The following is a 26,455-nucleotide window of genomic DNA, read 5'->3' as shown; positions in this document are numbered from 1 at the left end:
TTTCATTTCCTTCCTAGGAGAGCCGTGTACATGTTCGACGAGACGCCGGCTACGAGGCCGCCTATGGCGTCGTCGGAGAAAGGCCCCAGCTTTCCGAGAACGCCGGGTTTAGCCTTGTCGAAGCGGACGAATTCGAAGACTCCCTTACTTCCGGCAATGTAGTTGCTGATGGCCATTCCTAAGATTTCGTCTGCCAACAGGTTTACCGGGTCTTCCCGGAAGATTTCCCCCGGCATGCCGGGGAGGAGGCTGAGGCTGCCTTCTTCTTCAAGCCTCAGCCCCGCCATCACCAAGGCGGCCACGTTCACGTCGGCTAGGGCTTTGTCGAAGCCTTCTTCTAAGATCTTTCTTATTCGCTCCTTAGACCCCATGCTGGGATGGTGAACGCAGAGCCTCATGGCTGTTTGAACTAGGCGGTTGAGGGTGATTCCTCTTTCTTTAAGCCTTTGGATGAGGGGGCGGTGGGGGACGAGGCCGTTCTGCCTTAGGACTGCCTCCTTCACAGCCAACTTGACCGACCGGCCTACCAGTTCACCGAGCTTTGTGGCGGTTCCCGCATATTCGATGAGGGCCCCTCGCCCCGTGTGGGCGACTGCCAAGGCGTCGCTGGTGGTTCCGCTGGCCAGCTGGCCTGAATATTGGCTTCTCACATCCAGCTCCCTCAACGCCACAGCCTTGGCTTCTGTGGCTGTTTTCACCACTCCCACCATGCAGCCTTCGCTGAGGTTGCCGTCGACGAGGAGGATGATGTTGATGGTGCCGGAAGCCGCTGGGTTAACGGGTCTGTCGCCTGCCGTGGCGGGGTTGGAAAGCCCAGCGGTGACCAAGGCGTAGACGGTGAGCTCTCGGCTTCTGTGAGTTATGGTAGCGGCTTTTCTCACGTCAGCCGCAGTCATCAAACCCACCACGGGCTCCGGTAGATTCAGCCGCCCAGCTACTTTTCTGAGGAATTCTCCGGGTTTCTTGTAGTGGAAGTTTTTGGGGACGTGGTGGTTGATGATGGCTTTGGCCTTGCGGATTCCCCCGTTTAAAACAGCTGAGCTTAGGACGGTGAGCAGCCGTTTAGACTCTAGGATGAGGGTGCCTTTTTCAAGGCGGCATCTCACATCTTCGATGGGAGTTTTTCCTTCGAACTTCACGGGTTTTTTCATCCGTTTCACCCTATGACTGTGATAATTCCCACAGCAACGGGGATAACCACCAACCCGATGAAGAGGTAGGCGGTTAGCTTCATAATGCGGAGAGACCTGAAAATATGCTCTGGTTTAAGAGGGCTGGCTCCGTCGCCGAGGGCGTAGAAGCCCGGCTTCTCCAACCTAACACCCAAGGCTCCAGCCATGGCGGAAAGAGGCCAGCCTGCGTTGATGCTGGGAGTTCTGCTTCTGTCCCTCCGCAGGGTTTCCAAGGCCTTCCGCCAATCCTCCCCCAGAAGCCCGGCGGCTAAGACCATCAGAAACCCTGTCAGCCTCGCCGGGCACCAGTTAGCCCAAGCGTCCAACCTGGCGGGAAAAAAGCCTAGGTTAGCGTACTTGTAGTTCCTGTAGCCCACCATCGAATCCAAGGTGTTAACAGCCCTGTAGGCAACGGCGGCGGGCACGCCTAGGAGGGCGAAGTAGAACAGAGGTGCCACCACCCCGTCTACGGTGCTTTCTCCCACCGACTCGACGGCGGCGGATATGACCTGCTCCTCGTTAAGCTCCGCTGTATCCCTGCCCACAATCCGCGAGACCAAGCGCCTCGCTTCCCCCAGCTTCCTCCGCCTCAATGCTTCAGCTATGGGAAAGGCATGTTCTTCCATGGCTTTGATGGCGAAGGTGAGTTTGAGGAGGACAGCCGCCGCCACCGTGTAGGCTGCTAAGCCGAGATGGTGTTTGGCCAAGGCTAGGGCGAAAAAAACCGGAACCGCGAACAGAAGAGGACAGGCTAGGGCTAAGAAAACGCCTCCCAGCTTTTCAACACGGGGACTTCTACCTCCCAGTTTGGGCTCTAAGGCCGCTGCGAATTTTCCCATCCAAACAGTGGGGTGAAACCTAGCAGGAGGCTCCCCGAACACGTAGTCGACCAGTAGGGCTAAGGCTAATATTCCGAGAGGAACACCCAACGGTAGAGTTCCAGGGGAGGCCATGTTCTTCAGCCGCCGAGGGGAGGCAGTCCCACTATTTCGCAGACTTTGTCCATGTCCACATGGTTTTTAACGGTTTGGGCTAGCTTTTCTAGGTCCCGCTGCCAAGCTTTCCAGACGCTTCCCCTAAACCGGTTGAAGACAGCGCCTTTCCGGGAGGATAGATAGGTGAGGAAGGCTTTCCGGATGGGGGGCGCGTCGAAAAGGCCGTGGATGTAGGTTCCGATGACTAGCCCCCGCCTGTCGGTGACGCCTTCCAGCCTTCGCGCAGGCTTTTTACCCAACCGGGTTATTCGGAAAGCCGGCTGAACGTCTTTCCCCAGATGGGTGGTGCCCATGTGGATTTCGTATCCGGAAAAGCTTTCACCCTTAACCGCCCCCAGCAGAGGGCCGTCTCCCACCACCTGAGCCGAAACCTGCCGGGTTGTCTTAGCGTACGCTCCGAACTCGGTGACCACGTCCAAGAGGCCTAAACCTTCCACGCATGTGGAAGACCCGCCTTCGATTCCTTTTTCGTCGACGACGCGTTTTCCCAGCATCTGGTAGCCTCCGCAGATTCCTAGGATAGGGGTATGGTCCTCCAACGCCCTTCGAATGATCTCAGCGGCTAACCCGGAGCTTCGCAGCCAGAGGAGGTCTTGAACGGTGTTCTTCGTCCCCGGGAGAATGATGGCGTCAGGCTTACCCAAGGCCTCAGCGCATTCCACGTAGCGAACCTGAACCCCCGGCTCCAGTTGGAGAGGGTCGAAGTCGGTGAAGTTGGATATCCTAGGCAGCCTGATGACGGCGATGTCCAACACTGGGGAAGCTGAAGGGCGGGTTTCTTCTAGGGAAACGGAGTCTTCCCCCGGCAGCAGCAGGCCGGGGATGTAAGGGAGAACCCCCAGCACAGGCTTCCCTGTGAGGGCTTCCAGCTGCTTCAGGCCTTTCTCCAAGAGGCTCAGATGGCCTCGGAACTTGTTGATGATGAAGCCTCTGACCAGTTTCCGGTGGCGAGGCTTAAGAAGCTCCATGGTGCCTACCAAGTTGGCGAAGACGCCGCCTCGGTCGATGTCGGCAACCAGCAGGACAGGCGCTCCCACGGCCTCCGCGGTGCGCATGTTGGCGATGTCCACTTCGTAGAGGTTAATCTCCGCAGGGCTCCCCGCCCCTTCGATGAGAACCAAATCGTATTCAGAAGCCAGCCGGTTGAAGGAGGCTTGGACGCCTTCCCAGCCTTTGGTGAGGGCGAAATCCCTGTAGTATTCTTCAACCCCCATATCCCTGTAGGGCTTGCCGTGGAAGACTATCTGAGAGGTCATGTCGCCTTTGGGCTTGAGCAGGATGGGGTTCATGTCCGCGGAGGGTTTAACCTCGCCGGCGAAGGCTTGGAGTGCCTGAGCCCGAGCGATTTCAGCTCCGTCCTCGGTGACAAAGGAGTTCAGGGACATGTTCTGAGCTTTGAAGGGTGCCACCCTATAGCCGGCGTCGGAAAAGATCCTGCAGAAAGCGGCGACCAGCAAGGTTTTACCGCAGTGGGAGGAAGTTCCTTGAACCATCAACGTTTTGGCCTTCATTTTCCCCGATCCTCCTCTGAGATTCGCCTTAAAATTCGAAGCAGCTGGCTGCGGTTGGGGGCCCCGGGCTTGTTTCTCACCTTTAACAGCTCGGCGAGCACTCGTTCAGCGATTTTAGGCTCATGAATCCATTCGCAGCCTTTGCAGCTCCAGACGGTTTTCCCTGTCTGGCTATTTTTCACCCATAGGCCTCCCTTGGACTCGTCCAAGCAGGGGTAGAAGGGACAGAAACACCATGTGCAGTCATGGCCTTCCCTGTGGCAGGGATAATAGGGGCAGGTCCTGTCAGGGCCTCTGAGCTTCCCTGACCGGATGGTTTCTTCCACGTAATCCCTGCCCATAGGCCTCATGGGTTTTTCAACACCTTTCGGAGGGCTTCCAGCAGCCTCAGGTTTTCCCTCCGACTTCTCACCGCCACTCGAACGTGGCGGCTGCTTAAACCTCGGAAGGAGCTGCAGTCCCTGATCAGGATACCTTGTCTCAACATTTTTTCTTTAAGCTGCGCTGCTGTTAAACCTGAGCCCTCTATGTCGATGAGAATGAAGTTGGCTTCCGTGGGGTAGACTCTCAGGTTGTTGAAACCTTTAAGCTCCTCCATCAGAAAAAGTCTTTCTTTTTGAATGAGCTCCCTAGTCTTCCGCGGGTAATCTTGAGCCTTTAAAGCTTGAAGAGCTGCGGCTTGAGCTAAGCAGTTAACGTTCCAAGGTATCTTCAACCCCAACATGGGTTCGATGATTTTTTTGGAGGCAAACCCGTAGCCTATTCGAAGGCCGGGCATACCGTAGAACTTGGTGAAGGACCTTAAAGTGAAGAGGTTAGGATGTTTTTCCACATTCCCTGACAGGGAGAAACGCTTCCCGTCTTCCACGAAATCCATGCAGTCTTCATCCAAGAAGACTAGGATGCCCTTCTCCTCCGCTTTTTCGATGAGGCTTATCAACTCTTCCGCAGGCATGAGGGCTCCGGTAGGGTTGTTGGGGTTGCACAAAAAAACCATAACAGTTCGGGAATCCACCTTCCCCAAAATCTTGTCGACTTGGAAAGAAAAATCTTCCCCCGCTTCTACGAAAACGGGTTTACCTCCAGCCTTCAGGACAGCGGCTTCATACTCCCCAAAGGTAGGAGAGGGGATAACCGCTCTGCTGCCTTTTCTCAGAAAAACTTGAGCGAAAAGGTGGATAAGCTCCGTGGAACCATTGCCTAAGATGACGTTTTCGGAGGTCAGGCCGCCCACATGCTGGGCTAGGGCCCTTCGAAGCGCCGCGGAATCTGTTTCAGGATAGAGGGAAACCTCCCACAGGCTGGCTTTAACAGCTTCAAGGGCCTCAGGCGGAGGCCCTAAGGGGTTTATGTTGGCGCTGAAATCCAGGAGCTCCCTAGGGTCTAGGCCGTATTTCTCTGCTACCTGAAAAATTTCTCCACCGTGCACACAGGGTTTCAGACTTGCTACTTCGGAGGGAGGCTTCAATGATACTACCTTCCAGAAAAATTTTATATATTTAGGTTTATAAAGTCTTGGATAGATTATCCAACCAGTGATTCAACCATGACTTCCCTAAAAATCCTATTCATAGGCGTGATCATAGCCGTCATCGTGGGAGGCGTCGCAGCGGCTTTTTGGCAGTATGCCACGCCCATCCAGCCTTCCGGCCCCGTCACGGTCACCGACGACCTTGGGAGAACAGTCACATTGACCAGTTACCCCCCGGAGAGGATAGTCTCCTTGGCGCCGAGCACCACGGAGATACTCTTCGCTCTAGGTTTAGGGGATAAAGTAGTAGGAGTGGACACCTACTCTGACTATCCTCCGGAGGCAGCGGACATAGAGCCAAAGGTAGGAGGCTTCGCCAACATCAACATCGAAGTTGTGGTAGGCTTAGAGCCGGACTTGGTGCTGGCTACAGGGGGAGTTCAGGAGAAATTTGTAGAACGGCTGGAGGAGTTGGGCATAACGGTCATAGCCTTGTCGCCGCAGGATATGGAAGACATACTGAACGACATAATTTTGGTTGGAGAAGCCACGGGGAGAGAGGAGGCTGCTGAGAAGCTTGTGGAAGAGCTGAGGCAGAGGATCGCAGCCATAACCGAGAAGACAGAGGCTATACCCAGAGAAGAGAGGCCGAAGGTTTACTATGAGGTTTGGCATGACCCTCTGATGAGCGCCGGGCCCGGCTCCTTCGCCCACAGCCTCATCGAACTGGCGGGAGGAGTTAACATCTTCGAAGACGCCGCGACCAAGTATCCGGAAGTCAGCTTGGAAACAGTGCTGAGCAGAAATCCCGACGTGATCATCATCACGCCTCCAGACGCTCCCATGCCGGGGGTGTCGCCTGAGGAGCTTAAAGCCAGACCCGGGTGGAGTGAAATAGAAGCTGTGAAAAACGACAGGATATATCAGATTCACCCCGACCTTCTCAGCAGGCCGGGCCCAAGGATCGTGAATGGGCTGGAAGCCTTGGCTAAAGCCATTCACCCCGAATTGTTTGAGCAGTAAGCGTCTAAGTGGCCAGAAGGAGTTGAAATTGGAAGGCAAAAAGATCGGAATAGTGCTGGATGAGCCGGCTTGGCCTGACGGAGGAGACATCTACTTCCATTATGTTAAAAACGTGACTGGCAGAGTCAGCAAGCCTGTTCCCCGTTCGCATAACGTCATAAGCTGCTTCGGCGACAATAAAACGGCCCGGGAAAACGCTGAATGGATATGCCTCTCCAAGGAAAGGAAGGCTACAAGGAAAGAGGGGCAAGGCTGGTTTTACTGCGACTGGATATGCCCGAGTAGGGAGAAATATCGCTCCTATCTTTTGAAGCTGATCGCGCAAACTTCCAGCGAAGAGGTAGAGGGCATCCACCTCGACTGCTTGGGTTTTCCGGGAGAAGAATACTGCGTCTGCGAAGAGTGCAAAAGAAAATGGAGAGAGAGCGGGCTTAACTGGGTTCGATGGCGGCAGCACGTGGTAAACGAATTCGTCGCGCAGGCTTCTGATCTAACAGACAAAGAGTTCTCAGTAACCCTCTATCCAGACCCCTTCCATCCTGAAAGGTTCGGTTTAGACTTAGACTTTCTCTCCAGCCATGTCAGCTTCTTCGTCGTCCCCATCTACGACCGAACTTATCTGACCCTCTACTGGGTTGAAATTCTAGCCAACGCCTTCAAGAGGAAGCTGAAGAAACCTTTCTACATAGGGCTCTACGCCAAAGAAGCGGAGACAGGAGCCCTTACCAAGGCCGCTCTTCTGGCATCCCGCTATGCGCAGGGCACCCTTCTCGCCTATGATCCGAAAAAAGCTCAAGAAGTATTGAAGATTCTGAAGCGGAGACAAAGCCAAATGGAGGGGAAGATGTAAAAGACATGTTCAGGGCAGCCTTCCAAGCCTTCGCCGGGCTTCCCACTGCCATCAGATGTCTTGGTTGAAAAAGCGTTGAAAGAAGGCCGAGACTATCTTAAACGGTTTGCTTGGTGGAAGATCTCCACTGTCCTCCTTTTTTTAGCGGTCTTAGGGACCATTATCTTCTCCACAGCCATAGGACCTGTTAAAATCCCCTTTTCCCACGTTTTCCAAGTCATCGTCCGGGAGCTACCCTACTTGGGAGGACTGGTTAAAGGGAGTCCTCCCTCCGACGTGGAGAGGATCATCGTCCTCCACGCTCGACTCCCGAGAGTGTTGGGGGCGGGTCTAGTGGGGGCGGCGCTGGCTGTAGCAGGGGTAGTCTTGCAGGGTTTGCTCCGCAACCCCATGGCCGACCCCTTCGTGATAGGTATCTCTTCCGGAGCTGGTTTGGGCGCTGCTTTAGCTATAGGCTTCGGCATGGGAACCACGGTTTTAGGGGTTCTGTACGCTGTGCCCATCACAGCTTTTCTCGGGGCTCTTGTTACGGTGTTCGCCGTCTACAACATTGCCAAGACCGGGACGAGGATTCCCATGCTGACTCTATTGCTGGCGGGGATAGCGGTCAGCAGCTTCCTTTCGGCTATTATTTCTTTTGTCATGATTACTGCGGGGGAATCTCTTCACGCCCTGATCTTCTGGCTTCTAGGAGGGTTTTCCACCACCAACTGGAACCATCTGAAGATCGCTTTCCCTCCTATTGTTTTCGGCATCCTAATAATCTACATCTTCGCCCGAGACCTCAACATCATGCTGCTTGGAGAAGAGCAGGCTCAGCAGTTGGGGGTGGAAGCGGAAAAGTTGAAGAAAATCATGCTGGTTTTCGCCTCCCTGATAACAGCTACAGCGGTTTCCTTCAGCGGCATCATAGGCTTCGTCGGCCTGATCATTCCTCACATAACCCGGATCCTCGTAGGCGCCGACCACCGCTTCCTGATACCCGCCTCAGCACTCACCGGCATGATAGTCTTAATCCTATCCGACACGGCGGCTAGGACAGTGATTCAGCCCACAGAGCTGCCTGTGGGCGTGATCACAGCCCTCTTCGGAGGCCCTTTCTTTCTGTACCTCCTCCGTAAAAGGAAAACCGTCGTCGGCTGGCATGGAGGCTGAAAGCATGGTCACACTGAATATCAGCGGAGTCACATGCCATTACGGCTCCGTTAAAATCCTCGAGGACGTAACCTTTTCGGTGAAGGGCGGCGACTTCGTAGGCATCCTAGGCCCCAACGGTTCAGGTAAAACAACCCTTCTCAGAGCCATCAGTAAAACACTGAAGCCTCGTATTGGAACCATCTTCCTGGACGAGGTGGACGTCTACTCTCTGAAAAACGTGGAAGTGGCGAGAACCATGGCAGTGGTTCCCCAGGACACCAGCCTAGCCTTTGACTTCACCGCCTTGGAAGCAGTCTTGATGGGGCGGAATCCCCATCTCAGCCGTTTCAAATTTGAGGATGAACAAGACCTAGCCGTGGCCAGAGAAGCCATGGAGTTGACGAGCACATGGCATTTGGCTGATAAACTTCTCAGCCAGCTAAGCGGCGGGGAAAAGCAGCGGGTCATCATAGCGCGGGCTCTGGCTCAGGAGCCTAAAATCCTCCTCCTCGACGAGCCTACAACCCACTTGGACATCTGCCATCAGATAGAGATAATGGATCTGTTAAGGAGACTTTCCCAGCAGAGGAAACTGGTGGTCTTGGCGGTGTTCCACGACTTCAACCTCGCAGCCAAATACTGCGACTCAGTCGTCTTGCTGAAGGATGGAAAAATTTTCTCCATAGGCTCCATGAAAGACGTGTTAACCGGTGAGAACATCAAGAAAGTCTACGGAGTCAACGTCCTCGTTCAAACTCACCCTGTAACAGGCTCCATTTACGTGATGCCTGTTTCCACCTCCAGACCTGAAGCTAAACAGCCTAGAAGGTTGAAGGTTCACGTCATCTGCGGAGGCGGCTCCGGGGTTTCGCTACTCAACTCCCTAGTGGACCACAGGTTTAACGTCACCGCAGGCGTCCTCAACCTTTTGGACAGCGACCATGAAGTAGCTGACATGTTGAAAGTTCCAGTGGTGGGAGAGGCGCCCTTTTCCCCCATAACCGAGAAGGCCCAAGCGGCTAATTTAGAGATGGTGGAGAAGGCTGACGTCGTCGTCTTAACCGATGTCCCCTTCGGCTACGCCAATATGAAAAATCTAGAAGCGGTGAAATGGGCTCTGGAACATGGGAAGCTCATAATAATGATTGAGGACACACCCATCAAGGAAAGAGACTTCACGGGTGGGAAGGCGGAGGAACTCTGGAGGGAGCTGAAGAACGGGGGAGCCACAACTGTTTCCAGCGTGGAAGAGGCGCTTTGCCGTCTCGACGAGTTTGAAAAGGTGAAAGATTAGATTTTTTTAGATTTTAACCTTCAAAAGATATTTGTTCCCTAGGACGGTTTATGCAGGGATACGTCCTTTTATCCTACGGGTGAATTTCATCTAGGTTGTCGATTCTGTTGTATTTTCTGGCAGCCAGCAGAATGGTCACAGCAACCTGTTCGCTCATCTTCCCAAGCTTGGATACGTCTTCGCAGTATTGGCGATAGGATCGGTGTTCTTTGAAGCCTAAGTGAACCTCCCGGATGCTGAAGCCGTGCATGGCGCATTCCAACAAGATGGCTATGTCAATGCCCCATCCGTCTGGAAGGTCTTGCTCCAGCACTTTTCTCCAAACTTCCGCCTTCGCTGCAACCTCGCCTGTCAGAGGCTGCTCGTAGTGCTCCAGCTCAGGGAAGAAAATATGTATAAGCCTCTTAGCCACGAGCTTGGTCACGGGGGCATCCCTCAGAGCTCGGAAGTAGGCGCCTCTGACCATGTCGTATCTTTCAACGAGAAGAGTATCAACCAGCTTATCAAGCCAGCTGCTGTCCAAGTTTTCAATGTCCGCGTCCAAGAACACAATGATGTCAGCGCCGTCTTTGAGAGCGGTCTTGATCCCTGTCTTCATAGCAACCCCTTTACCGGGGTAAACCCGCCTTTCCTGGAGCACGACTTTAGCTCCGGCTTTTTTCGCAGCTTGGATAGTATTGTCAGTGGAGTAACCGTCCACCACCAAGACGGCTGGCTTGTACTTGCTTTTCTTAACAGCCTCAACACATTTTCCGATGGTAGCTTCCTCGTTCCTAGCGGTAAATATGACGGTGACTTTAGGCTGAACAGTTTTACTGTACGCCGCTTCGCTCATAGCCGAACTCCCAAATTATTTTAAAAAGGGCGGCATATTTATACTCCCACCCATATTTAATTCTCACCTACATCACGCCCACAATATGTTTATGGAAAACTGCGAATCACCGTCTCCCAAAGGCTGCTTTGGTTTGCGACTTCCGGAAAAACGCCTCTTTTAGCGTTCATGATTCGCGGTCAGCTGCTTATTTTTCAATCAGCTCTAAGAGCTCTTCAGGTCTTCGCAGCACCGTCAGGCCTTTCATACATCGGAGTTTCTCCACGTTCTCCGCATCCACTTCTCGAACGGTTATTTCAAGTTTCTCTCCAGTAGGTAGAACGGTGACAGTTGTGCCGGCTTTCTGGTCTACAGGCAGAATGAACACAGGTATACACCCCTTTAAAGCTTGGGAAACAGCGTTGGTCACCAGAGAGTCAGCGATTCCGTGGGCTACTTTGGCCACAGTATTAGCGGTGGCCGGAGCGATTAGGAGGAGTTTGTATTTTCCTTTCTGAAGAGCTCCTGCGATGAAAGGCTGGTTGGGTCCTTCTTCAAGGAGGGGATTCGGAGAAATTCCCCGCAAAGCATCCCATAGGCCGTACCATTTTACCACGTTGACAGCTGCCTTGGACAGGAAGACGGTTACTTTCAAATCTTTCCTCTTCACCAGCTCCCTTATGACCGATATAGTTTCTTGGAGAAAATCTCCGGACCCGCTTATGCCCCAAGCAATCTTCACAGCAAAACTTCCCTCCTAGTTTTTTAGAGGTTCTCAGCTATTTAACCTGCCGACTGCCAGTGAGCTTTTGGATAGCCTCCGCCAGCTCCCGGATGGTTTTCAGCGAATAGTCTTGAGGGTGAGCGAAGACCACATACTTAACGCCTAACATGGCGAGCTGGGCGATGTAGTCACCGAGCCGCTGGGAAGGCATGGATATGGAGAACTCTTCCAGTATATCGGAGGGAACGTTGAGGGCCTCTGGGCCTTGGTTTTGAGCCTGCAGCAGCCGCATTCTCTCGTAAAACCCAAACCTCTCCATGAGAGCCTTGGAGGCCCCTAAGGCGACTAAGGAGGCAGCTTTCTCCATGCGCTTGTAGAGTTTTTCTTCAAAGTCTTCGAAAACGTAGGCGGGGGCGAAAACCCCCACTTTAAACTCCTTTCTCATTCCCGCTTCTCTGAGCTGTTCAAGACCCCATCTTATCATCCGTGGGGAGGCGAAGTTCAGCTGAACTCCGTCGAACAAGGCGGCTGCCTTCAACATCTTTGGACCTTGAGCTCCAACCCAAATTGAACAGTGAACTTTCTTTTCGCGGAGGATCTTTTCCACCTCAGCCTTAGCCTCCAAGATACGCTGGGGAACCGCCTTCACCCCCGCCAATTGAACGCCCACCTGGCTGAGAAGCTTTTTGTCCCCAGGAATCAAGCTGAGTTCAAAGCGTTCTCCGTAACGTCGGATCAGGGTGAGAAGAGCGGCGGCTATTTGGCGGGGAGAATGAATGAAGGGCGTGAGCCCCAAGCCGACGGTTACGCTGCCTGTGTGGAAGGCTACAGCCGAGGCTGCCACAGGCCCGAAACGCTGGGTGACACCGTCGCATATCCAGAGGCATTCGAAGCCCAAACGCTCCGCTTCCTTGGCTTTCTTCACAACTTCGCTGAGGGGGATGTTGGCGTTGATGTTAAGGCAGTACTTCACAGAAGGCTCCCCCAAGCATCCACAAGGGCTGTGACGGAGGCTTTCCAGTCTCTTCCATAGGGAGGCCCGAAGACAACCTCGTCCACACCGTTTTCCCTAAAGGAGCGAAGTTCCCCGCAGACTTCGCTGGCGCTTCCGGAGACGGAGAATTCTTTTAAAAGTTCCTCGGTCACCAGCCCGGCGGCTTGTTGAACGCCATCTTTCAAGACGGCTTTCCGCACAGTTTTCACCAGCTCCCGGTCTATCTCCGACATCTCCAAAACTTTTTCCGGAACGTCGGCGGAAACCACAGCCACAGTCTCTCTGGCCAAGGCTAGATCTTCCTCCCTCAAAATCAGCAGAGTGGGCATCCAAACTACGATGGTGAAGACCTTGGGAAGCTGAGGTCTTTTCTCCAGTCCCTCCTTAACCAAGCTCACGGCTGTTTTAACATAGGACTTGGGGCCGCTGAGGATGACACCGTCAGCCAGCTCGCCTGCCAGCTTCAGCAGCCGAGGCCCTCTAACTCCGAAAAATATGGGAATCTCCGCACGGCCTCCGACTTCGTAGCCGTTGAGCGGAAACAGCCCTCGAGAGGTAACCTTTTCCTTTGACCACATCCTCCTCAGCAAGCTTACTGCCTCCCGTAAGATTTGGGTTGGGTTGGAGAGGGGGATGCCTTTTTTCTCCAAGTCACGAAGGCCTCCGATGCCCAAGCCGAGTCTGAACCTGTGGGGAGACAGTTCATGGAGAGCAAGGGCGGCTCGGGCGAGGGTGGAAAGGTTTCGAATGAGGGGGCTCGTGATTCCTATCCCCACTAGGGGGGTGGTGGTTTCCAGCAGCGGGAGGCTGGTCACGGTGAAGATGTCGTTAAGCCTGTCGATGTCTTCCCCTATCCAGATTCCGTGAAGTTTCTTTTTTTCCGCTAGAGAGAAAAGCCAGCTTCCTCTTTCCACGGGGTTACCTGTAGTGATACCTAAGTCTAGGTGCAACCGGTCTCCCAGCCTGGCAGAAAGCTGAGGTCAGCCTGAGGGAGCTCCGTGGGATACGGCGTCCTTGTACAGTATCTCCCACCAATCTTCCTCTGTGATGGTTTCCCTGTTTACGATCTGCTCCATGATCTCCTTTATTGTCTGGTGGTGTCTCTTTTCGTCGGATAGAATGTACTCCAGCAGAAACTTTACCTCCTTGTTTTCGGTTTCCTCGACGATTTCCGCGTATTCGTTAAGCATTTTCTCCTCAAATTCGATGTGCTTCTGAAGATTCTCCTCCAGCATGTTCCTCTCATCATCGGAGAGAGCCGTAGGCTCTGAAAACAAGCCGATGAGGGCGTTTAGGATGTCAGAATGCTTCAAGGAGTCTAAGGCTATTCCATGTAAAAGCAGTTTGACCACGATGTTTTTCATCTTCGCCACCGTTTGGCTTAGGAATTCAGCGTTAACCCTTTCAAACTCTTCCTGTTTCCGGAGTTTTCCTAGAAGGTTTTCCATCGAAAGATCCCTCTTCCAAAACTTATGTTGATTAAGTTAGCAGCCCATTTATGCTTTGTTGAAAACATTCCCCAAGTTTTTCAATCACCAGTGCAAATTTAACTATAGGGGGAGAGCCCCAAAGTTAAGCCTCCTTGAGGTTGTTTTTCATGAAGGTGAGGTTCATCCGGAAAAGGGACGGCCGTTTGGAAGACTTTAACCCGGCCAAGATAACCCGCGCCATTTACAGGGCCATGGCCGCCACGGGCAAAGGCGACGAGGCTGCTGTGGAAAGGATAACACAGCGAGTTTTAACCGATGCGGAATCCCGCTTCGACGAGGGACACATACCCTCCGTGGAGGACATCCAAGACTTGGTGGAGTCAGCTCTGATGAAAGAAGGCTTGACCGAGGTGGCTAAAGCCTACATTCTATACCGGCAGAAGAGAGCGGAGGTTAGGGAGAGCAAGAAGTTTCTGGGCGTCACCGACGATTTGAAGCTCAGCGTCAACGCTGTCGCTGTCTTGAGAAGGAGGTATCTTCTCAAAGACAGGAGAGGAAACGTGGCTGAAACCCCCAGTCAGATGTTCAGAAGAGTGGCCAAGGCCATAGCCTCCGCGGAGCTAGGCTACAAAAAAACCGCTGAAGAAATGGAGAAGCTTGAGAACAGCTTCTACAAGATGATGGCGGGGTTGGAGTTTCTCCCCAACTCTCCCACGCTGATGAACGCCGGCACAGAGGTGGGTCAGCTTTCAGCATGCTTCGTCATCCCCGTGGAAGACTCCATGGAGGGCATCTTCAACGCTGTCAAGTACATGGCGTTAATCCACAAGTCAGGGGGAGGCACAGGTTTCTCCTTTTCCAAGCTGAGGCCTGCGGGCGACGTGGTTCAGTCCACCATGGGGATAGCCTCCGGGCCTCTGTCCTTCATGCGGATTTTCGACGTGTCCACCGATGTCATCAAGCAGGGGGGACGGCGGAGAGGGGCCAACATGGGCATTCTCCACGTCAGCCACCCTGACATCTTGGAGTTTATCACCGCCAAAAGCCGAGAGGGTTTTCTGGAGAACTTCAACATCTCCGTGGCCGTGGACGACAGGTTCATGGAGGCTGTGGAGAAGGATGAAGACTACAGCCTCATCAACCCCCGGAACGGGGAAGAAACGAAAAGGGTGAGGGCTAAGGCTGTCTTCGACCTCATGGGAGACATGGCTTGGAAAACCGGAGACCCAGGCTTGGTCTTCATCGACGAGATCAACAGGCATAATCCCACACCTCAGCTGGGACCCATTGAAAGCACCAATCCCTGCGGCGAGCAGCCTTTGCTGCCTTTCGAGTCTTGCAACCTAGGGTCCATCAACGTGGACAGGATGGTGGAAAACGGTGACTTCGACTGGGATAGGCTGAGGGAGACTGTGAGGCTTGCCGTACAATTTTTGGACGATGTCATCGACGTGAATAAGTATCCTCTACCCCAAATTGAAGAGATAACCAAGGGCAACAGGAAAATCGGCTTAGGTATCATGGGCTGGGCTGAGGCGCTCATCAGACTGGGGGTTGCCTACGACTCCGAGGAAGCTTTGAGGCTGGGGGAAAGGCTCATGAGTTTTATATCCCGAGAAGCCCGTCAGAAGTCGGTGGAGTTGGCGGAGGAGAGAGGTTCTTTCCCAAATTTCGAAGGAAGCCTTTGGGCTGGGAGGGGATTTAAAGCCCTCCGCAACGCCACCCTCACCACCATCGCCCCCACGGGAACCATCAGCATCATCGCCGGGGTGTCCAGCGGCATCGAACCTCTCTTCGCCATATCCTACGTCCGCAACGTCATGAGCGGAACCAAGCTTTTGGAGGTGAACCGCCTCTTCGAGGAGACAGCTCGTCGCAGAGGATTCTACAGCCGAGAACTGATGATGAACCTAGCCAAGAAAGGTTCTTTGAGGGGGTTGGGGGAGGTTCCGGAGGATGTGCGGAGGCTTTTTGTGACGGCTTTGGACATCGACCCCGAGTGGCATGTGCGCATGCAGGCCGCCTTCCAGAAGCACGTGGACAACGCCGTCTCCAAAACCATCAACCTCCCCGCGGAGGCCTCCGTGGAAGAGGTGAGAAAAGCCTTTCTGCTGGCCTATAGGCTGAAATGCAAGGGCATCACCGTCTACCGTTACGGGAGCAAAAGGGAGCAGGTTCTCAGCCTTCGCCCCTTGGAAGTGAAACCTTACCTTGAAGAACCTGTCACGGTGGAGTCGGAGTTTGCAGGCGGATGCCCCACCGACAACTGCCCTCACTAGTCTCAGGTTCAGCCTGCCACATACCGGTTAATCCTCGAAGTCATAGCCTTGACTATTTCTATGAGGGCGGGGTTTCGGTAGTCCTCTATTCGGCCTTGGTCGCAGAGGAGGGAAAGCTCAGGGTCCAAGGGCAGGGCTCCCAGGAAAGGCACGGCGGCAGTGCGGGCGAAGTCTTGGGCGTGAGAAGGCCCGTAGAGTTCGATTTTCTCTCCGCATTTAGGGCAGCGAAGGTAGCCCATGTTTTCCACTACTCCTAGAAGAGGAACTCTCAGCCCCCTAGCCATGTTGACAGCCTTCATGACCACCATCCTAGCTAGGTCTTGGGGGGTTGTAATCACCACCACACCGTCGAGGGGAAGCGACTGGAACACGGTGAGGGGGGCGTCGCTGGTGCCCGGGGGAAGGTCCACCAACAAGTAGTCCAAGCTTCCCCACAGGACGTTGGTGTAGAGCTGGCGGAGGGCATTGTGGATGAGGGGCCCCCTCCAGATCACAGGCAATTCCTCGTCCCCCAAGAGAAGATTCATGGAAATGATCTTTATCCCAGACCTGGTGAGGGCGGGGCGAATGCCCGAAGGATTGACCTCCGCTCTTGCGACGCCGAAGACCTTAGCTATGCTGGGGCCTGTGAGGTCTCCGTCTAGGATGCCTACCTCCAAGCCTGCTCTTTTCAGCTCCACAGCTAAAAGAGCTGTGAGTGAAGATTTTCCAACGCCGCCTTTCCCCGAGGCTATGGCTACCATGCGGCGGATCTCCCCTTTTGGCAGTTTCAAAAGCTTCAGCCTTCGGTCGGGGATGAATCCGGGGGGCAGAACTTTTCTACGTTCCTCCTCGGTCATGGTCACAAAGTTAACTCGAACGGCTTTTACTCCCTCCACCTTCCGCACGGCTTCTTCCACGCTGGTTCGGATGGTGGCCACCATGGGGCATCCAGAGACGGTGAGAGCGAGGGTTATTTCCACCAAGCCGTTTTCAATTTTCACATCCTTGACCATGTTCATCTTGACAATGCTTACACCCAGCTCGGGATCTAGGACCTTTTCCAAGACTTCGAGGATTCTCTCCTTTGAAGGCTCACCGTGATAGGTCATGGCCGCGCTGCCTCCAACTTCACCCACTCAAACCTTGAAGAAACTACTCTCTGCAACTTATTTATTGACATCGTGGGATTAGGATTGAGGGCGGAAGACCTAATCGCTATAATCGGGGAAGTGGACTGTAGGTTCATTTTTAAAAGTTTAAATATAATATATAATAGATTTATAATAAATTTATACATCAACAAAGGGCAGCAACTCGGTGAAAAAAATGACTACCGGAAAAATATCAGCAGTCTTATTGGTCGTAGGCCTAATTGTCGGCATCGCTGCTGGGTATCTGATTACTTTACCGCAAGTTACCGGCTTACAGTCAGAGCTGAATGTGGCTCAAGACGACCTGGCAAGAGCTCAACAGCAACTGGAAGATTTGCTGGCGAAAACAGCGGCTCCTAAACTGCCTGAGGATGCTGTGAAGTTATCAGAACTCGTACCTATGATGGGGGAGCATTGGGCTAGGCCTCAAGACTTACCCTTAGGACCCATCTACCTTGTCCACGATGAGGAAGTCATAGGGGTTGAGTTCATGTTCACCCAAGAAATGATGCAAGAGCTAACTATCCCAAGCCCCGAGGGGGAAGAGACTTTCTTGGCGCTCGGTTTGCCTGAGTTGAAAACCTACGTGGACCATGTAACAGTGGAGTTTCTGCCCCAAGGCCACCCCGGTTTCGAAGAACCCCATTACGACGTGCACATCTACTTCATAACGCAGGAAGAGCGGCAGGAACTGGTTCCCCACGAACATTAAAGCTATCTAACCGAACTCCTTTTTTTGGCGATTAAGCTGATAGAGCCTTATCATAGACCTTCAAGATTTTATCACAAACAGTGTTCCAGCCGTATTCCTGCGCAACCTTCCTACCCAGCTCTCCCATCTTTTTGGCCAACGCCCTGTCCGAAAGCAGAGTGACCAAAGCGTCTGCAAGCTGGGAGGCGTCCCCAGCTTCGACAAGAAGCCCCGTCTGCCCGTCAAGGACGACGTGAGGGATACCTCCGACCTTCGTCGCCACGATGGGTAAACCGCAGGCCATGGCCTCCAAAAGAGTGATGCCGAAGGCTTCGAAGAGGGAGGGAAGAACAAACAGGTCGGCGGCGGCGTAAGCTGAGGTAAGCTCCTCGTCGGGCATGTAGCCTGTGAAAACCACATGCGAGTCGACTCCAAACTGTTTGATCAGAGATTCTAGAAGACTCTTTTCTCCGCGGTCAACTCCGACGAAGACGAACACAGCGTCGGGGATGGATTTCAGCACCTGAGGTATAGCCTGAACCAGATATCGGACTCCTTTCCTCTGGGAAAGATGCCCCACAAACAGCACCATCAGACCGCTTATTCCGAATCTTTCCCTAAACTCCCAGCCATCAGGTAGGTTCGTGAATCTTGAAAGGTCAAGGCCGTTAGGGACCACGTGGACTTTTTCCTCTTTGACACCGAAGTTTTCGACCAGATAGGTTTTCGTGTAGGGAGAGACCGCTACGATTTTCTTGGCAGCCTGAAACACCGGCCGTGCCACGGACCTCTCGTAAAGCATGCGGGCTAGACGCTCTTTCCTGTCCAAGTAGGCCCAGTAGGGCTGAAAATGGGGGGTGATAACTAGGGGTTTACCGCTTAGTTTGCTGGCGAGGGCCGCCATCTCCGTGGTGTTGTAGAAGTGCCCGTGAGCGTGGACGATGTCAAAGTCCCCATTCATCAGAGCCCGGAACATGGATGGGATGAGGAGGTTTCTGAAGACTTTTCCCCAAGCTCTGAATCTACGAACTTTGATGCCGTCTATGTGTTGAAGGCCGCAGCTGTACGACCGCCTCCAGAATAGGTCCCGGTCGGAGGCGAAAACCGTTACGTCATGCCCTCTCTCCACCAGCTTTTTGCATAGATGGTAAACGTGAACCTCCACACCACCGTCCAACGGAAACTTCTGCCTAACCTGAACGATTCTCATCCCTGTTCCCGTGGCTGTGTGAAGGGATTATCCCGATTTTCTACGTATATGCCTTTCCCTCAAACCTAAAGCCTCTCGCCCTGAGCGAGGACATGGAAGGCCGGCTAGGAAGCTTTCGCTTCAAAAGGGGAACTGCCCTGAAGCTTGCATCCTCCTGCCCCACCGTTGGAATTCAAGGAGGGGAGAAGGTTATTTTTCGTTATACATTTATAAGAGAGCGGTTAATAACTCAAACAGTTTTGAGGTGTACTCTTTGGCCCATGAATATCCCTTCATCCCCGGGGCAACCACCGTGGGAGTGGTCTGTAAGGAAGGTGTCATCCTCGCGGCGGAGAAGAGGGTTGCCTACGGCTACCTAGTCCTGAGTAAGGCTGGGAAGAAGGTCTTCAAGCTAACCGACAAGATAGGCGCAGCCTGCGCTGGGATGGTGGCTGACATGCAGATGTTAGCCAAGGAAGTCGCCGCCTACGCGTCCCTCCATACCATGGAAACCCGGCGGGCGGCCTCAGTTAATGCTGTGGCTAAAGTCATGGCCAATATTCTTTTTGAAAGGAGGCTTTTCCCCTTGCTGACCCAGACTATCATCGGCGGTGTTGACGACGAAGGCCGTCGAATCGTCGTCCTCGACCCCTTGGGCTCCCTCATTCCAGACAAATATGCTTGCGTGGGCTCCGGGGCGGAAATCGCCACAGGTGTTTTAGAGTCCAGTTACCGGGAGGACATGACCCTCGAGGAAGCTAAGGAACTTGTCATCCGAAGCATCAAAGTGGCGACGGCGCGGGATATTCAAAGCGGCGACGGAGCTGACTTCCTTATCATCACCGGCGAGGGTATGAAAGAGGAGGCTGTTGAGTTAAAGTAGCCTGTTTCCGAGGTTTACAGCTACGCGGACTCCTACCCCTGTGAAACTAAGCCAAGTTAAGCCTCTTCTCGGGAAACTCATTTCAATCCCCAGTGTAACCGGTAACGAGCATGAGATAGCTGCGTATGTCTCGGATTTTCTCTCCGACTACGGCCTCAAAATAGAAACCGTGGAGGTCCCAGGCTGCGGCCCCAGCATTCTAGCCTCCTTTAGAGGAGGCTTCCGAGAAGGCGGGCTGCTGCTCTACGGCCACTTGGACACCGTGGAGCCTACGAAAGGTTGGCGGTGTTCCCCTTTCAAACCTGTGGTTGAGGGAAGCCGGGTCTATGGGCTGGGAGCCTGCGACATGAAGGCGGGAGTCGCGGCCATCCTTTTGGCAGCCGGCCGCTTGGCTGAGGCTGATTTCAAGGGAAACCTAACCGTCGCCCTCGTCAGCGATGAGGAGCTTTACTCCAGAGGATGCGACACTCTCATTCGCCTTCGAAAACTTAAAGGCGTTCAGGCCGCTGTTTCCGCTGAGCCTACAGGGCTTGACTTCATGGACATCGCTCGGAGAGGCCGAGTTGTTTACGACATTTCAATTCAAGGTTCCTCGGCTCACGCAGCTCTGTTGGATAAAAGACATGCGTCTAACGCTGTGAGGGAGGCGGCGAAGCTTATCCTCGCTCTAGATAAGCTGCCTTTAGATGCGGGGGGGTCGGTTTCCGTTTTATCCGTAAACGGCGGAACTGATTTTTTGACTGTTCCTGACTCTTGCAAGTTGGTTTTAGACCGCCATCTAGGAGTGGATGAGAAGGTGGAAGAAGCTTTAAGCCAGGTGAGAACCTTCATCGAAAACCTTCACCTTCGAGCGAGGTTTCAAGTTAAACTGTTCAAGAGGCCGACTCCCTACATGAAACCTTACAGGATAGGGGAAAACGAACCCATCCTTCAAGCTGTGGAGCAAGCCTGTTTGAGGGTCAGAGGCAAGATTCCCCGGAAGAGAATAGGTCTTTCTGTTGGCGACGAAAACTACTTAGTAGGCAGAGCGGGGATTCCGACCGTGACCCTAGGACCAAGAGGGGGAAACGAACATGGAGCCAACGAGTATGTTGAACTTCCCTCGGTAGTTGAGGCGGCTAACATTTATCTAACGGCTTCCACCATATTTCTAAAAACCTGAGAGGAGTTTATTAAAAGCGAGAGAAAACACCGTCAACTGGGAGGTTGCAAATCTTTCCCACCATTTACGAGGTTGACCTCTTCAGGGAGGAAGGTCATGTTAGGAGGAAATGCCGTTCCTGCGGCCGGCATTTTTGGACCCTAGACCCTGAAGGAGCCTACTGCGGAGACCAACCTTGCGTCAGCTACGCCTTCATAGGAAGGCCTGCCACCAAGAAAAGCTACAGCCTAACTGAGGCTAGGGAGAAATTTCTATCCTTCTTCGAACACCGCGGCCACCGGAGGGTGTCCAAGTATCCTGTGGTGGCTAGGTGGAGGGACGATGTCTACTTTGTAGGCGCCTCCATCTACGATTTTCAACCTTGGGTTACCGAAGGTTTGATGCCTCCGCCCGCCAACCCCTTGGTCATATCCCAGCCTTGCGTGAGGTTCACGGACATGGACCTCGTGGGTAAGTCGGGGAGGCATCTGACCAGCTTCGAGATGATGGCCCACCACGCTTTCAACACCCCGGAAAGACGAATCTACTGGAATGATGAAACAGCCCGGTACTGCTACGAGTTCTTCACCCGGGAGATGGGGATCAACACGGAGAAGATCAACTTTGTCGAAGACATGTGGACGGGAGGAGGCAATGCAGGTGAAGACTTGGAGGTAGTCGTGGACGGAATAGAGGTGGCTACCCTCGTCTTCATGCACTACAAAACCTCGGACAGCCAGCTTATTCCTTCTCCAAACCAGACCGTGGACACAGGCTACGGGCTGGAGAGAATCGTCTGGCTGAGCCTAGGAGCTCCCACAGTGTACGACGCCGCCTTCCCCACCGTCATCCAGAAGCTCTACACGTTGGGAGGCTTGAAGCCGCCTGAAAAAGCCATCTTGGCGGAGTTTTTTAAACTGAGAGGGACGCTTAACTTTGAAGAAACAAACCTCAGCTCCCTGAAAGCTCAAACGGCGGAAAAATTCGGCATAACGCTGGAGGAGTTTGAAAGAACATTAAACTTGGCGGGGGCTTTCTACGCTATAGCCGATTTCGCCAAAACTTTAGTTTTCATGCTGGGAGACGGAATCGTTCCCTCCAACGTTCAAGCCGGCTACCTCGCCCGCTTGCTCATCAGAAAAATCCTGAGGATTTTGGCGAACCTTGAGATGACAGTTTCCTTAGAGGAGGTTCTGAGGCTTCAGCTGGAGGAGATAGCTCAAGACTACCGCGAATACCGCGAGAGAGCGGAGGTAATTTACGACATGGCGAGAGTTGAAGAAGCCAAGTACAGGGAAACCTTGAAGCGGGGAGAAGTCTTGGTTAGAAGATTGGTGGCTGAGGAGAAAGCTAAAAAAGCCGCCCGCCTCTCAGGAGACGCTCTTTTGAAACTCTACGACTCCCACGGGCTGACCCCTGATTATGTGGCTCAGATCGCTGAGAAGGCAGGTGTTCAAGTGTTCATTCCCAAGGACTTCTATGGACAGATAGCCCGCCTCCACGAGAGCGCTCCTAAGGTTCAAGCTGAGAAAAAGTGGCCGGAAAAGATGGAGGAGGAAGTTAAAACTCTTCCGGAAACCCTTCCCCTCTACTACCAGAATTCGTATCTTCGAGAGTTTGAAGCCCGGGTTTTGGCTGTCTTCAACCGGCAATACGTCATTTTGGATAAGACAGCCTTTTATCCTGAAGGCGGAGGCCAGCTGGCCGACCGTGGAAACCTACGGTGGAAAGGCGGCGAGGTGGAGGTGGTGAACGTTCAGAAAATCGGCGGTGTGATCCTCCACCAAGTGAAAGGGAACACTCCCCCTCCCAAGACCGTGGTTCGGGGGGAGATAGACTGGGATAGACGGGTTAACTTGATGAGGCATCACACCGCCACCCATATCATCTTGGGCACAGCCCGAAAAATCTTGGGGGAGCATATCTGGCAGTCTGGGGCTATGAAGGACGTGGACAAAGCTAGGCTGGACATATCCCACTACGCAGGGCTCACCGCCCAGCAGGTGGACTGCTTGGAGAAGCTGGCTAACCGGGCGGTTATGGATAACCTGAAGGTTGAAACAGCTTGGCTTCCGAGGGAGAAAGCTGAAGCCCGATACGGGTTCAAAATCTACCAAGGAGGAGTCGTCCCTGGGAAGGAAATAAGAATACTGAAAGTGGGTAACTTGGACGCTGAGGCCTGCGCGGGGACCCACTGTAAAACCACAGGGGAAATCGGCCTCATAAAGATACTTAAAACCGAGAGAATCCAAGACGGGGTGGAGAGAATCATCTTCGCAGCCGGAATCCCAGCCCTTCAACAGGTTCAAAGAGAAGCCTCCATGGTGAGAAGAATAGCCGAACTGACAGAGAGCCCTGTGGAGGGTTTAGAAAAAGCCGTGGGAAACCTCCTGACTGCGGGAAAAGAAAGCCGAAAGGAGATAGAAAAGCTCCAAGGGCGGCTGGCGAAACTGACGGCTTCTCTGCTTCTCCCCAAAGCTGTAGATGTTGGAAAAATCAAGGCTGTTCACTTTTTCGCCCCGGAAATGACCGTAGAAGAGATGATTAAAACAAGCTCAGAATTGGTTAAAACCGAACCCACACTGGTGGCAGCTCTTGCCTCGGTTCAGAACAAAGCGGCGCGGTTCGTGGTCATGGCCGGAAGTAAAGCCGTCGAAGCTGGAGTTGATGCAGGTAAAACAGCAGCAGCCTTAGGTTTGGAGGCTGAGGGAAGCGGTGGGGGAAAACCCTACCTCGGACAGGGAGGAAGCTCGAAGCCTGAGCTCATCCCCCATGTTTTGGAGAAGTTGGAGAGCATCATCCGCAAGCAACTGGAGGTCAGACACGGATGAGCTGGGAGAAAGTGTGGAAGGCTGTGGAGGAAAAATGGCAGAGCCGGTGGAGGGAAGCTAAGATTTTCGAGGCTGACCCTGACCCTTCAAAGCCCAAGTTTTTTATAACTTTCCCCTACCCCTACATGAGCGGTCCGCTTCACGTAGGTCACGGCTACACCGGCTCCAGGGTGGATGTGATAGCCCGCTTCAAGCGAATGCAAGGCTTCAACGTGCTTTTCCCCTGGGCGTGGCACTGGACTGGTGAAACTGTGGCCGGAGCCTCTGAGCGAATCAAACTTGGAGATGAGAAGTTCATCCAAGCCTTGAAGGTTGTAGACCGGGTTCCTGAGGAGGAGCTGAAAAAGTTCGCCGACCCGGTTTACATGGCCAAGTATTATACCGAATACAACAGGGAAGCGGTGAAGAAACTGGGCTTGTCCATCGACTGGAGGAGGGAGTTTCACACCACCTCCTTCCACCCTTTCTTCAGCCGCTTCGTGGACTGGCAGTACAGGAAGTTGAAAGAAGGCAACTACGTGGTCAAAGGCACCCATCCGGTTGTTTGGTGTCCCAAATGTCAAAGCCCTACCGGGGAAGCAGACAGGCTGGAGGGAAGCGGTGTAACCCCCGAAGAATACGTGCTGATAAAATTCAAGATGAACGGAGCCTACCTTCCCGCTGCTACCTTTAGGCCTGAGACCATCTTCGGGGCGACGAACCTCTGGCTGAACCCGGAAGCCGACTACGTGGAAGCCTCTGTAAACGGGGAACACTGGATCATCAGCAAAAGAGCAGCGGAAAAACTGCGGGAACAGTTGAGAGAAGTTGAAATCCTGAAAGAGTTTAAGGGCGCCCAGCTTCTCGGCAAAAAATGCCTCGACCCTCTGATGGGGAGAGAGCTTCCCCTCCTTCCCGGCTGGTTTGTAAACCCGGAGGACGCTTCCGGAGTTGTTTACAGCGTTCCAGCCCACGCCCCCTACGACTGGCTGGCTTTGAAAGACCTGCAAGAAAACCCAGCCATGCTGGAAAGGTTTGGAATGAAGGCTGAAAATGTGAAGAGGATTAAACCCATTTCCATCATAAAGGTGGAAGGCTTCGGAGAATACCCAGCTTTAGAAGCCGTAGACCGGTTGGGGGTGAAAGACCAAAAGGACCCTAAGGCCGAGGAAGCCACCCAACTCGTCTACAAGAGAGAGTTTCACAAGGGAGTTTTGAAGGAAAACTGCGGCTCCTATGCGGGTCGAAGCGTCGCGGAGGTGAAAGAGAGACTTACCCAAGAATTTAAGGAAAAACAGATAGCCGACGCCATGTACGACCTACCCCAGCCTGTGGTCTGCCGCTGCACCACTCCCTGCACCATTAAGATTCTCCGTGACCAATGGTTCCTAAACTACTCCAACCCCGAATGGAAGAAAAAAGCCCGAGAGCTTTTGTCCAAGCTGCAAGTCTACCCTGAGGATGCAAGACGCTGGTTTGAAGCTGTCATCGAATGGCTTCACGACTGGGCTTGCGCCAGGAAGACAGGGCTGGGCACCCCACTGCCTTGGGCTTCCGACTGGATTGTGGAAACCCTAAGCGACTCCACGGTCTACCCAGCCTTCTACACAGTGAACAAGTATATCCAACAGGAGAACATCGCCCCCGAACAGTTAACCGAGGAAGTTTTCGACTACATCTTCTACGGAAAAGGGAAACTCCTTGAGACGGCTGGAAAGGTAGGACTACGCCCTGAGACTCTGGATGCCATGAGAAGGGAATTCCTCTACTGGTATCCTGTGGACCTGAGAAATTCGGGGAAGGACCTCGTTCCCAATCATCTCACTTTCTACATTTTCCACCACGCGGCGTTGTTTCCCCCGGAGCACTGGCCTAAGGCCATCGGGGTCAACGGGTTCATGCGGGTAGAGGGGGAGGAGATGCACAAGTCCAAAGGAAACTTCATCCCCCTGCGGAAGGCTGTGGAGGAGCATGGAGCTGACGCGACTCGGTGCGCTGTGCTTTTGGCCGCTGAAGGCATGGACGACCCGGACTGGCGGGCCAGCAGCCTCAAGGAAGTGAAAGCCCACCTTCAAGCCTTCCACAAGTTCGTCCTCGCCGCCCGAGCGCTGAGGGGGAAAGAAACTCCGGGGCGGGTTGAGAGGTGGCTGATAAGCACCCTCAACAGGCGGGTGGAAAAGGTTACCAAGGCTTTGGAAGCCCTGAAGACCAGAACTGCCTTGGAAACAGCCTTTTACGAGGTGTGGAACGACCTCCGCTGGTACATGAGGAGGAACAGCCTTTTCCATCAGCCTACTCTGAGGGAGGCCGTGGAAGTTTGGATTAGGCTGCTGACGCCTTTTATACCTCACACCTGCGAGGAAGTATGGGAAACCATGGGGAAGAAACCCTTCGCAGCGACCCTTCCCTGGCCTACCTGCAGGGAGGAGAAGATAGACGCGGAGGCTGAGGAGGTGGAAAACACCATCAAGATTATGGTGGAGGACACGCGGCACATCCTCAAAGTCACGGAAATCAAACCTAAAAAAATCTGCTACTACACCGCGGAGCCGTGGAAGTGGGAAATCTACCTAGAAGCCTTGAAGAGGGGAAACCTGAAAGAAAGAGGAACACTAATCAGGGAGTTGATGGCGAGGCCTAGCCTCCGAGAGAAAGGAGCCTCCGCCGCCAAGTTTGTAAACAAGACCTTAGAGGCGGTGGTTAAGCTGCCGGAGGAGATGCGGAAGAAGAGGCTTCTCCTCGGTAAACTGGATGAAAAGGCGTACTTGGAGGAGGCTAAGCCCTTTCTGGAAAAGGAGTTCCGCTGCCCCGTGGCTGTTTACAGGGCAGATGACCCCGAAGCCTACGACCCCCAGCGGAAAGCCGCGCTTTCAGAGCCCTACAGGCCGGGAATCTACGTGAAATAGTTTGTGGT

At 53.5% G+C, this 26,455-nt stretch carries 22 protein-coding genes; 10 read left to right on the top strand and 12 right to left on the bottom strand.

Annotated elements, in window-relative coordinates:
• Positions 1 to 2: 2 nt before the first annotated feature.
• Genes BWM17_RS05440 through cobD form a run of 5 tightly spaced genes read right to left on the bottom strand, consistent with a single transcriptional unit; the run spans position 3 to position 5,146 of the window.
• Positions 3 to 1,151 (bottom strand): phosphatidylglycerophosphatase A, encoded by a 1,149-nt coding sequence (locus tag BWM17_RS05440; protein WP_309492930.1) that lies wholly within the window; start codon positions 1,149 to 1,151, stop codon positions 3 to 5.
• Between the two features lie 5 nt (positions 1,152 to 1,156).
• Positions 1,157 to 2,125: a cobalamin biosynthesis protein gene (locus BWM17_RS05435; protein ID WP_309492929.1), complete on the bottom strand. Its 969-nt coding sequence runs from the start codon at positions 2,123 to 2,125 to the stop codon at positions 1,157 to 1,159.
• Positions 2,126 to 2,130: 5 nt separating this feature from the next.
• Positions 2,131 to 3,678, bottom strand: a complete 1,548-nt coding sequence (locus BWM17_RS05430; protein ID WP_309492928.1) for a cobyric acid synthase — start codon at positions 3,676 to 3,678, stop codon at positions 2,131 to 2,133.
• Positions 3,675 to 4,028, bottom strand: a complete 354-nt coding sequence (locus BWM17_RS05425) for a cysteine-rich small domain-containing protein (protein WP_309492927.1) — start codon at positions 4,026 to 4,028, stop codon at positions 3,675 to 3,677. The genes BWM17_RS05430 and BWM17_RS05425 overlap by 4 nt, the downstream gene beginning before the upstream one ends.
• Positions 4,025 to 5,146, bottom strand: coding sequence for a threonine-phosphate decarboxylase CobD (gene cobD / locus BWM17_RS05420; RefSeq protein WP_309492926.1), 1,122 nt, complete (start codon positions 5,144 to 5,146; stop codon positions 4,025 to 4,027). Before cobD ends, BWM17_RS05425 begins: the two co-directional genes overlap by 4 nt.
• A 78-nt stretch (positions 5,147 to 5,224) precedes the next feature.
• Here cobD and BWM17_RS05415 point away from each other — a divergent pair, with 78 nt between their 5' ends.
• Genes BWM17_RS05415 through BWM17_RS05400 form a run of 4 tightly spaced genes read left to right on the top strand, consistent with a single transcriptional unit; the run spans position 5,225 to position 9,453 of the window.
• Positions 5,225 to 6,172 carry a cobalamin-binding protein gene (locus BWM17_RS05415; RefSeq protein ID WP_309492925.1) on the top strand — a complete coding sequence of 316 codons (948 nt, stop codon included), beginning with the start codon at positions 5,225 to 5,227 and terminating at the stop codon, positions 6,170 to 6,172.
• 28 nt (positions 6,173 to 6,200) lie between these two features.
• Positions 6,201 to 7,022 carry a hypothetical protein gene (locus BWM17_RS05410; protein WP_309492924.1) on the top strand — a complete coding sequence of 274 codons (822 nt, stop codon included), beginning with the start codon at positions 6,201 to 6,203 and terminating at the stop codon, positions 7,020 to 7,022.
• A 60-nt stretch (positions 7,023 to 7,082) separates the two neighbouring features.
• Positions 7,083 to 8,177, top strand: coding sequence for a FecCD family ABC transporter permease (locus BWM17_RS05405; protein WP_309492923.1), 1,095 nt, complete (start codon positions 7,083 to 7,085; stop codon positions 8,175 to 8,177).
• A 4-nt stretch (positions 8,178 to 8,181) separates the two neighbouring features.
• On the top strand, positions 8,182 to 9,453 hold the full coding sequence (locus tag BWM17_RS05400; protein WP_309492922.1) for an ABC transporter ATP-binding protein: 1,272 nt from the start codon (positions 8,182 to 8,184) through the stop codon (positions 9,451 to 9,453).
• 73 nt (positions 9,454 to 9,526) lie between these two features.
• Here BWM17_RS05400 and BWM17_RS05395 read toward each other — a convergent pair whose 3' ends face one another.
• The 5 genes from BWM17_RS05395 to BWM17_RS05375 form a co-directional block, all read right to left on the bottom strand.
• Positions 9,527 to 10,288, bottom strand: a complete 762-nt coding sequence (locus BWM17_RS05395; protein WP_309492921.1) for a glycosyltransferase — start codon at positions 10,286 to 10,288, stop codon at positions 9,527 to 9,529.
• Between the two features lie 187 nt (positions 10,289 to 10,475).
• Positions 10,476 to 11,009: an archaeoflavoprotein AfpA gene (afpA, locus tag BWM17_RS05390; protein WP_309492920.1), complete on the bottom strand. Its 534-nt coding sequence runs from the start codon at positions 11,007 to 11,009 to the stop codon at positions 10,476 to 10,478.
• Between the two features lie 37 nt (positions 11,010 to 11,046).
• A complete protein-coding gene (locus BWM17_RS05385) occupies positions 11,047 to 11,964 on the bottom strand; it encodes an LLM class flavin-dependent oxidoreductase (RefSeq protein ID WP_309492919.1) in 918 nt (305 codons plus the stop codon).
• Entirely contained in the window at positions 11,961 to 12,899 is a 939-nt protein-coding gene (locus BWM17_RS05380) for an LLM class flavin-dependent oxidoreductase (RefSeq protein WP_309492918.1), read from the bottom strand. Before BWM17_RS05380 ends, BWM17_RS05385 begins: the two co-directional genes overlap by 4 nt.
• 66 nt (positions 12,900 to 12,965) lie before the next feature.
• On the bottom strand, positions 12,966 to 13,433 hold the full coding sequence (locus tag BWM17_RS05375; protein ID WP_309492917.1) for a ferritin-like domain-containing protein: 468 nt from the start codon (positions 13,431 to 13,433) through the stop codon (positions 12,966 to 12,968).
• A gap of 149 nt (positions 13,434 to 13,582) precedes the next feature.
• On the opposite strand from BWM17_RS05375, the gene BWM17_RS05370 reads away from it, so the two are divergent.
• Positions 13,583 to 15,694 (top strand): vitamin B12-dependent ribonucleotide reductase, encoded by a 2,112-nt coding sequence (locus tag BWM17_RS05370; RefSeq protein WP_309492916.1) that lies wholly within the window; start codon positions 13,583 to 13,585, stop codon positions 15,692 to 15,694.
• Positions 15,695 to 15,702: 8 nt separating this feature from the next.
• On the opposite strand, the gene BWM17_RS05365 is transcribed toward BWM17_RS05370, so the two are convergent.
• The gene (locus tag BWM17_RS05365; RefSeq protein ID WP_309492915.1) at positions 15,703 to 16,812 is read right to left on the bottom strand and encodes an Mrp/NBP35 family ATP-binding protein; all 1,110 of its coding nucleotides are present in this window, start codon (positions 16,810 to 16,812) and stop codon (positions 15,703 to 15,705) included.
• Between the two features lie 181 nt (positions 16,813 to 16,993).
• Here BWM17_RS05365 and BWM17_RS05360 point away from each other — a divergent pair, with 181 nt between their 5' ends.
• Positions 16,994 to 17,539 (top strand): hypothetical protein, encoded by a 546-nt coding sequence (locus BWM17_RS05360; RefSeq protein ID WP_309492914.1) that lies wholly within the window; start codon positions 16,994 to 16,996, stop codon positions 17,537 to 17,539.
• A 31-nt stretch (positions 17,540 to 17,570) separates the two neighbouring features.
• Here BWM17_RS05360 and BWM17_RS05355 read toward each other — a convergent pair whose 3' ends face one another.
• Positions 17,571 to 18,728, bottom strand: coding sequence for a glycosyltransferase family 4 protein (locus tag BWM17_RS05355; RefSeq protein WP_309492913.1), 1,158 nt, complete (start codon positions 18,726 to 18,728; stop codon positions 17,571 to 17,573).
• 253 nt (positions 18,729 to 18,981) lie between these two features.
• Between BWM17_RS05355 and BWM17_RS05350 the strand changes: the two genes are divergently transcribed.
• From BWM17_RS05350 to leuS, 4 genes are read left to right on the top strand one after another with little or no spacing between them, the layout of a single operon-like run.
• Complete coding sequence (locus tag BWM17_RS05350; RefSeq protein ID WP_309492912.1) at positions 18,982 to 19,590, top strand: hypothetical protein; 609 nt, start codon at positions 18,982 to 18,984, stop codon at positions 19,588 to 19,590.
• A gap of 40 nt (positions 19,591 to 19,630) precedes the next feature.
• Entirely contained in the window at positions 19,631 to 20,752 is a 1,122-nt protein-coding gene (locus BWM17_RS05345) for a M20 family metallopeptidase (protein ID WP_309492911.1), read from the top strand.
• 44 nt (positions 20,753 to 20,796) lie between these two features.
• Positions 20,797 to 23,562: an alanine--tRNA ligase gene (alaS, locus tag BWM17_RS05340; protein ID WP_309492910.1), complete on the top strand. Its 2,766-nt coding sequence runs from the start codon at positions 20,797 to 20,799 to the stop codon at positions 23,560 to 23,562.
• A complete protein-coding gene (leuS, locus tag BWM17_RS05335; protein WP_309492909.1) occupies positions 23,559 to 26,447 on the top strand; it encodes a leucine--tRNA ligase in 2,889 nt (962 codons plus the stop codon). The genes alaS and leuS overlap by 4 nt, the downstream gene beginning before the upstream one ends.
• Positions 26,448 to 26,455 lie beyond the last annotated feature (8 nt).

The sequence above is a fragment of the Candidatus Hecatella orcuttiae genome (assembly GCF_002009985.1).
Lineage (GTDB): Archaea > Thermoproteota > Bathyarchaeia > Hecatellales > Hecatellaceae > Hecatella > Hecatella orcuttiae.
Note: the sequence above shows the minus strand (reverse complement) of the source record. Positions and strands in the feature narration are given on the sequence as shown.

What these genes read in the sequence shown, in the direction of transcription:
- leuS (WP_309492909.1), top strand. Translation starts at nt 23,559, where the DNA reads ATGAGCTGGGAGAAAGTGTGGAAGGCTGTGGAGGAAAAATGGCAGAGC.
- BWM17_RS05375 (WP_309492917.1), bottom strand. Translation starts at nt 13,433, where the DNA reads ATGGAAAACCTTCTAGGAAAACTCCGGAAACAGGAAGAGTTTGAAAGG.
- BWM17_RS05400 (WP_309492922.1), top strand. Translation starts at nt 8,182, where the DNA reads ATGGTCACACTGAATATCAGCGGAGTCACATGCCATTACGGCTCCGTT.
- BWM17_RS05415 (WP_309492925.1), top strand. Translation starts at nt 5,225, where the DNA reads ATGACTTCCCTAAAAATCCTATTCATAGGCGTGATCATAGCCGTCATC.
- BWM17_RS05355 (WP_309492913.1), bottom strand. Translation starts at nt 18,728, where the DNA reads ATGAGAATCGTTCAGGTTAGGCAGAAGTTTCCGTTGGACGGTGGTGTG.
- BWM17_RS05440 (WP_309492930.1), bottom strand. Translation starts at nt 1,151, where the DNA reads ATGAAAAAACCCGTGAAGTTCGAAGGAAAAACTCCCATCGAAGATGTG.
- BWM17_RS05425 (WP_309492927.1), bottom strand. Translation starts at nt 4,028, where the DNA reads ATGAGGCCTATGGGCAGGGATTACGTGGAAGAAACCATCCGGTCAGGG.
- BWM17_RS05395 (WP_309492921.1), bottom strand. Translation starts at nt 10,288, where the DNA reads ATGAGCGAAGCGGCGTACAGTAAAACTGTTCAGCCTAAAGTCACCGTC.
- BWM17_RS05435 (WP_309492929.1), bottom strand. Translation starts at nt 2,125, where the DNA reads ATGGCCTCCCCTGGAACTCTACCGTTGGGTGTTCCTCTCGGAATATTA.
- BWM17_RS05430 (WP_309492928.1), bottom strand. Translation starts at nt 3,678, where the DNA reads ATGAAGGCCAAAACGTTGATGGTTCAAGGAACTTCCTCCCACTGCGGT.
- BWM17_RS05370 (WP_309492916.1), top strand. Translation starts at nt 13,583, where the DNA reads ATGAAGGTGAGGTTCATCCGGAAAAGGGACGGCCGTTTGGAAGACTTT.